The 6,333-nt window shown below is 68.5% G+C and carries 6 protein-coding genes; 2 read left to right on the plus strand and 4 right to left on the minus strand.

The genetic code is table 11. From position 1 onward, the window contains the following. Window positions 1-35 precede the first annotated feature (35 nt). Window positions 36-872, plus strand: a complete 837-nt coding sequence (locus RUH65_RS08265; protein WP_313816875.1) for an IclR family transcriptional regulator — start codon at window positions 36-38, stop codon at window positions 870-872. A 22-nt stretch (window positions 873-894) separates the two neighbouring features. On the opposite strand, the gene RUH65_RS08270 is transcribed toward RUH65_RS08265, so the two are convergent. From RUH65_RS08270 to RUH65_RS08280, 3 genes are all read right to left on the minus strand, one after another. Then, window positions 895-2,307: an aminomethyl transferase family protein gene (locus RUH65_RS08270; RefSeq protein ID WP_313816876.1), complete on the minus strand. Its 1,413-nt coding sequence runs from the start codon at window positions 2,305-2,307 to the stop codon at window positions 895-897. A gap of 129 nt (window positions 2,308-2,436) precedes the next feature. Continuing rightward, a complete protein-coding gene (locus tag RUH65_RS08275; RefSeq protein WP_313816878.1) occupies window positions 2,437-3,648 on the minus strand; it encodes an acyl-CoA dehydrogenase family protein in 1,212 nt (403 codons plus the stop codon). Further along, window positions 3,645-5,357 carry an AMP-binding protein gene (locus RUH65_RS08280; protein WP_313816879.1) on the minus strand — a complete coding sequence of 571 codons (1,713 nt, stop codon included), beginning with the start codon at window positions 5,355-5,357 and terminating at the stop codon, window positions 3,645-3,647. Before RUH65_RS08280 ends, RUH65_RS08275 begins: the two co-directional genes overlap by 4 nt. A gap of 111 nt (window positions 5,358-5,468) precedes the next feature. Here RUH65_RS08280 and RUH65_RS08285 point away from each other — a divergent pair, with 111 nt between their 5' ends. Next, entirely contained in the window at window positions 5,469-5,942 is a 474-nt protein-coding gene (locus tag RUH65_RS08285) for a MarR family transcriptional regulator (RefSeq protein ID WP_313816880.1), read from the plus strand. Window positions 5,943-5,976: 34 nt separating this feature from the next. Here the strand turns inward: RUH65_RS08285 and RUH65_RS08290 are convergent. Then, a partial coding sequence (locus RUH65_RS08290; RefSeq protein ID WP_313816881.1) for a hypothetical protein occupies window positions 5,977-6,333 on the minus strand: 357 nt, incomplete at its 5' end.

Raw genomic sequence — 6,333 nt, forward strand, 5'->3', positions numbered from 1 at the left:
ACTGATGTGATCCAGATCACGCCAAAGGAGCCGTCTTGGCCTCTCCGTCCAAACCCACCGCCGCCGGCCGCGTCCTGGCCATCCTGGACACCTTCACCGACCGGCACGACAGCCAGACCCTGAGTTCGATCGCACGACGGTCCGGACTGACCCTCCCCACCACCCACCGCCTGGTGGGTGAACTCACCGCCTGGGGAGCCCTTCACCGTCAGCCGGACGGCGAGTACACCATCGGCCTCAAGGTCCTGGAACTCGGCTCACTCGCCGGCCACCGCCTGCGCCTGAAGCAGTTGGCCCATCCCTACCTCCACGGCCTGCACCACGCGACCAACACCAACATCCACCTCTCGGTCTCCGTGCAACAGGACGTGCTCTACCTCGAATCGATGCTGGCGCCGGGCGGAGCCCCGGTCACCAGCCGCTTCGGCGGACGCTGGCCCATGCATGCCACGGCCACCGGCCGAGTTCTGCTGGCGGCATTGCCGCCCGACGAACTCGACGACCTGCTGCGCCAGCCGCTCGCAGCCTATTCACCTCACACCGACACGGACCCGAACCGGCTTCGGCAGCTGCTGGCTGAGGTCCGCCAGCGCGGCGTGGCCGTCGCCTATGACCAGATCGCCCTCGGCGTGATCGCCCTGGCCGCCCCGATCGTCGGACCGCACGGCCACCCTGTCGCCTCTGTCGGCATCACGGCGCCTAAGGACCGCTTCACCCCGCACCAGCTCATCCCCCCGCTGGTCTCCACGGCACAGCGGATCTCCCGCGCCCTCAATGGGCCCGAGGAAGCGCTGCCCGAAGACAGCCTGCGCACGGCCTCGATGCTGCCGGTGGACCCTGGGCCTTCCCTGGCGGGGCCTACCCCGGCCTGAACCCGCTCAGTGCCGGTTCGGCTCAGACCTGGCCGGCCTTGCGCCAGGAGCCCTCGTAGTTGTCCCGCACGTCGGAGGAGTACGGCACCGGGGAGACGGTCACGTTGACCTCGATCTGGCGGTGACGCTCCACCGTGGTCTTGCCGGAGCCGCCGTCGGGCTCACCCCAGACGACCTTCAGCCGGTCCCCCACCTGCACGGACGGGTCGACGACGGCCAGGGAGAGCGCGGTGCGCTCGTTCGCCGAGTAACCGGTGAACATGGACAGGCCGACGACCTTGCCGGAGCCGTCCACCACGGAGTCGAAGTTCGAGGATCCGTAGTTGGCATTGGGCAGGTCGAAGAACTTGTAGCCGATCTCCCCCTTGCCATACATCGAGGCATGGATGGTGGCCATGTCCTGATCGTCCCAGGCGAGGGTGACCTTGTGGCGCTGGGCGGCCGGATCGACCTTCTCGAGCGCCTCGCGTCCGATGAAGTCATGGTCGAACTTGATGAAGTTGCCGTAGCCCAGCTCCCAGGGGGTGGTGTAGTAGTCCTCGATGTTCGAGGAGACGAAGGACCCGGCGATGGCGTTGTTCGCCTCGTAGGAGTCGGCGCCGAGCCAGGCCCGGTAGTCCGCCAGCATGCCGTCCCCGGAGTAGATGGCCGGCAGCGGGGAGGGGATCCAGCCGGACTCCAGGGTGTTCGAGGAGTAGGCGCGGGCGCCGACGGCGGCGAGGCCGAACTCGGCACCGGCCTCCATGATGGCCTCGCGGATCCTGTCGTAGTCCTGGTAGTCGCCCCACAGCTCCAGACCCGGCGCGCCGGCCATGCCGTGCCGCAGGGTCCGCACGCGGGTGCCGGCCACGTTCATGGTGTCCATGTGGAAGAACTTCAGCTGCTCCACCGGTCCGCCGTTGACCTTCTCGATGACGTCCCATGCCTTGGGGCCCTGGATCTGCAGGCGCCAGTATTCCCGGGACACCGCCTTGCCCATGGGCCGCGACGGCGAGCGCCGGTCCTCGATCAGCTCGACGTCATAGCCACCGGTCTCGGCGTGGAACTTCAGCCAGTTGGTGGCGGGGGCGCGGCCCACGTAGGTGTACTGGTCCTGGTCCTCGTGGAACAGGATGCCGTCGCCGATGACGTGGCCGGCCGGGGTGACCGGGACGTACTGCTTCGCGCGGTTGACGGGGAAGTTCTCCAGCGAGTTGATCGCGGTGTAGGAGACGAGCTTCTTGGCATCCGGGCCCTTGATGATCAGGTTGTCCATGTGGTGGGTCTGGTCGAACATCACGGCGGTCTCCCGCCAGGCGATGACCTCGTCCCGCCAGTTCGTGAATTCGGGGGCCACCACCGGGTAGACGTAGGCGCCCACCTTCGAGTTCCGCATCATCTCCACGGGATTGCCTGCGGCCTCCATGGCCTGCTGCAGCGACTTCTGGTCTGACATGACTGAATCTCCTGAACGAGGGGTGACAACTGCCGTATACCTATGAGCATAGGTATCTCACTGTGACCTAGGCAACACCCTGCGGCGATTTTTCTGAAACGTCCCTCCGCGACCTGGAGACGCGGACCTCTACACGAAGGCGCTATGGCCGGTGATGGCGCGGCCCACGATGAGGGTGTTGATCTGGTCGGTGCCCTCGAAGGTGTAGAGGGACTCCGCGTCGGCGTGGAACCGCGCGACCCGGTTCTCCAGCAGGATGCCGTTGCCCCCCAGCAATTCCCGGCCCAGGGCCGCGCTCTGGCGCATGTGGCGGCAGACCCACGTCTTGGCCAGGGCGGCTTGCTCCCCGCTGACACCGCCCGCATCCGCGAGCTGGGACAGCCGGACCGCGAGGGCGAGGGACGCGTTGGCGTTGCCCAGCATGGTCACGAGGTGGTCCTGGACCAGCTGGAAGGACGCGATCGGCCGTCCGAACTGCTCCCGCCGCCTGGTGTACTCCAGCACGGCCTCATACAGGCCGATCTGGAGCCCGGTGGCATTCCAGACCACGTCCGGCCGCAGGGTCTCGAAGGTGCGGTTCAGATCTGAGAAGGAGTTGATCCGCTGGAGCCGGTGGCTCTCCGGGACCCGCACCCCGTCCAGGCGGATGTCGGCGTTGTGGACCATGCGCAGGGAGGTCTTGCCCCCGATCTTGGTGATCTCCAGGCCCGGGTCGTCGGTGCGGGCCAGGAAGACCTTGACCTGGCCGTCGTCGGCGTCCTTCGCGGCGATCGCCGCGAACTCGGAGAAGGCGGCGTTGCCGATCCACCGCTTGGCGCCGTTCAGGACCCAGCCGTCGCCGTCCCGCCTTGCCTCGGTCTGGACGCCGCGGGCGATGTCCGAGCCGTGGTCCGGTTCGGTCAGCGCGAAGCAGCCGGTCATCCTGAAGGACGCCATGTCCGCGCCCCACCGCTCCAGCTGCTCGTCGCTGCCGCCGGCATGGACCACGGTGCGGAACATGCCGGCCTGGCCGCCGAAGAGGATCGCCAGGGAGCCGTCCACGCGGGAGAACTCCAGGTTCCGGAAGCCGATGAACAGGGACCGGACCGCCTCGCCGGCGTCACGCAATTCCGCGGGCTCCACCAGGTCGAGCCCGGCCAGGCCGTCTCGGAGGAACAACGGCGTCTCGCCGCGCTCCCAATACTCGGCGAGGACGGGCTCGGCCTCCTCCGCCAGGTAGTGGCGCAGGCGGGTCAGGACGGCCTGCTCGGCGACTGTGAGCAGGTCCGAGTAGCCGTAGAAGTCGGCGCCGCCGAGGAAGGGCATGGGTCCGCCAGGCCGGGTGTTCTGTGCGTCTTTCACTGCACGTCCTCCCGGATCGAGGCCTTCAGGCGGCTCAGGTTCAGCTTCCCCGTAGGCCCGCGGTCGAGCGAGTCGCGCAGCACCAGGGTGCGCGGCTTCTTGTAGCCGGCTACCCGCCCGGCCAGGTGCTCCATCAGGTCCCGCTCCGTCACGTCCGAACCCGGCTCCAGGGCCACGATGGCCGCCACCGCCTCACCCCAGCGGGGATCGGGGACACCGAACACCACGGCGTCGGCCACGGCCGGATGCTCCAGCAGCGCCTCCTCGACCTCCCCGGGGAAGACCTTCTCCCCGCCGGTGTTCACCACGGAGCTGCCCCGCCCGAGCAGGTCGATGAACCCGCCCTCCCCCACCCGCACATAGTCGCCGGGGGAACAGTGGCGGACACCGTTGATGACGGGATAGGTCTCCGCTGACTTGACCGGGTCGTGGAGATAACCCACCGGCAGCGCACCGCGGTAGGCCAGGACGCCGATCGCCCCGGGCCGGCCCTGGACCTCTCGCTGGGCATCATCCAGGACCACGGCATCCTCGCTCAGCCGGAATCGCGCCGGCAGGTCCTCAGCCCGGGTGGTGGTGGCCATCGCATAGGGGCCGCCCTCCGTCGAAGCGAGGATGTCCACGATCGCCACCCGGCCCAGTGCATGGATGCGGCGCTTGGTGTCATCGCTGAATCGCATCCCCGAGCTGATCACCGAGGTCAGGCTGGACTCCCGGCCGCCGAGTTCGGCCTCCAACGCGTCGAGCAGGGGCAGCGCCACCGCGTCCCCGGCGACGATCAGGCGGGTCACTTCCCCGCCCACGATCAGCCGGGCCACGTCCCCGGCCTGGAAGCTGGGATCCGGGTTGATCACCACGGTGCCGCCGAGCGCGAGCGTGTTCATCGCGCTGAACAGTGCCGTCGCGTGGATGAAGGGTGCCAGGGGCAGAGTCCGGACCGGCGGCAGGTCGCCTTCCACGGCGATCTCCACCGCAGCGTCGACGTCGGCCGGAACGTCCCTGCCGACAGGACCGTAGATCGAGGACTGTTGGATGTGCAGCAGATCCCCGATCCTCCACACCACGGCCTTCGGTGTGCCGGTGGTCCCGCCCGTGAAGATGTACAGCTCCGCATCCCGGCCGGGCTCGAACCGCCGCGGGGAGTTGGTCCGGTCCGGGTCCGGCGCCGCCAGATCCTCGAAACAGACGTGGACGACGCCGGCCCGCTCCCGACCAGCTGATCTGCCTGGCCCGCCCACACTGCCGGCTGGAAAGTCGGGTTCCGCCGGGTCCGGCAGCCGCGACGTCCCTGGTTGCCGGCCACCTCCGACCTCGATGAGCACCTCCGGTCGGCCGGCAGTTCCGGCCAGCCGGTCCAGGGCGTCCTCCACCGTGGCCCGCGCGCCGCCGGCATGGACAAGGACCACCGGCTCGGCCACCGCGAGGAGCCCGGCGAGCTCCGCTCCGAGGTAGCGGTAGTTGATCGAGACCGGGATCGCCTCCAGCTTGAGGCAGGCGTAGAACAGCACGAGATACTCAGCGGTGTTGTGGAGGAAGAACGCCACCCGGGAACCGGAGCCCACGCCACGCTCCGCCAGGCCCTCGGCCACCACGTCCGCGGCGTCGTCGAACTCGCCGTAGGTGTAGCTCCCGCCGGCGGACTGAACCGCCCACCGGCCCGGGGCACGCCGGGCGATCTCGCGCCACAGAACCGCATAGTTCTCATACATGGACAGGCCTCCGTCTGCTGTGGATCACCTTCAGTTTCAGGTAACCTGAAACGAACGTCAAGGGCCACGTCCATCGGCCGAGCCCGTCCCCCAAATGCCCTGGGAGGCACCATGACGACTCAGGACTCCGAGGCCACACCGGACCTCGTCATCGACGGCTGGTTCATCTACATGATCAAGCTGCTGGACACCGGCCTTCGCCCCGAGGTCGAGCGGATCGCGGGCAGCCGAGGGTTCACCGCCGCCCAGTACACGGCGCTCACCGTGCTGCTCTCCAGGCCGGGCATCACGTCCTCGGAGCTGGCCCGGCGCTCCTTCGTCCGGGCCCAGTCCATGGCGGGGACCCTCGGTCCGCTCATCGAGCAGGGCCTGATCAGCCGCGCCCCCGACCCGGACAACGCGCGGCGGCTGTTGCTCCGGACCACACCCCGGGGCCGAGCGGCAGTCACTCGCCTGCAGGACGAGGTGGCCACCCTGCAGGACCGCCTGGTGGCGGGACTGGACGAACAGCAGCTCGATGCACTATCGGCGGCCTTGCGACTCCTGCGCAACAACGTCCAGGACCTCAACACCACCACGCCGTAGAGGCGTGACGGTGCTGGGTGAGTTCACGTCCGCTTCAGCAGCTGAGTTCTTCGGCCACAGCGTTGCGGGCCGTCTCAACCTCCGAGGACTGGCTCTCCAATGTATCCATGGCCTCGGACATCGTCGCGTCATCAGGCAGGTCCTCCACGGCGTCGTTGAGCCCGTCTTCCGCCGAGTCCAGTTCGTCCATGCGGTCCTGGGCGACGTCTTCGGCCGCCTCCTCCAGATCGTCGTGCGTCGACCTGACCTCGTCTCGAGCCGTGCGGATCTCTTCCACCGTGGCGTCCGGGGATAGCGTGTCCTGGAAGCTCTGCAACGCCGCCGCGTAGGCATCGGACGCCTCACAGGCGGTCGACACGTTCTCCTCCGGAGTGGACGAGCAGCCGGTGAG

This window comes from Citricoccus sp. (assembly GCF_032154715.1).
GTDB lineage: Bacteria > Actinomycetota > Actinomycetes > Actinomycetales > Micrococcaceae > Citricoccus.

Bases quoted from the DNA above. Each gene is read 5' to 3' on its own strand.
- RUH65_RS08270 (WP_313816876.1), bottom strand. From the start codon at position 2,307: ATGTCAGACCAGAAGTCGCTGCAGCAGGCCATGGAGGCCGCAGGCAAT.
- RUH65_RS08280 (WP_313816879.1), bottom strand. From the start codon at position 5,357: ATGTATGAGAACTATGCGGTTCTGTGGCGCGAGATCGCCCGGCGTGCC.
- RUH65_RS08285 (WP_313816880.1), top strand. From the start codon at position 5,469: ATGACGACTCAGGACTCCGAGGCCACACCGGACCTCGTCATCGACGGC.